Origin of the sequence: Mesorhizobium sp. M7A.F.Ca.MR.362.00.0.0 (genome assembly GCF_004023175.1) — a bacterium.
Lineage (GTDB): Bacteria > Pseudomonadota > Alphaproteobacteria > Rhizobiales > Rhizobiaceae > Mesorhizobium.
The window spans coordinates 1-231 of sequence record NZ_RZTF01001147.1; the positions used below are offsets into that span (position 1 = coordinate 1).

Annotated in this window: 1 protein-coding gene; it reads left to right on the top strand. The window is 61.5% G+C overall.

Annotated elements, in window-relative coordinates:
• Positions 1–231, top strand: a 231-nt coding sequence (locus EOC06_RS39440; protein ID WP_164899118.1) for an ATP-binding protein, incomplete at both ends; no start/stop codon positions are given.

The following is a 231-nucleotide window of genomic DNA, read 5'->3' on the forward strand; positions in this document are numbered from 1 at the left end:
GAGAAGCTCGCCCGATCTTGCGGCCCTAACCTTCGAGGAGCGCATCGGCATCATGGCAGACAGGGAAGCGGCGGAACGTGACACCAAGCGCATGACCGCCCGTCTCAAATTTGCCGCCCTGCGGCAGAATGCTTGCGTGGAAGATATCGATCTGCGCATCCCGCGCGGCATCGACCGCGCCCTTCTTGCCAGGCTTGTCGCCGGCGACTGGATCTCTCGGCACAATAATTT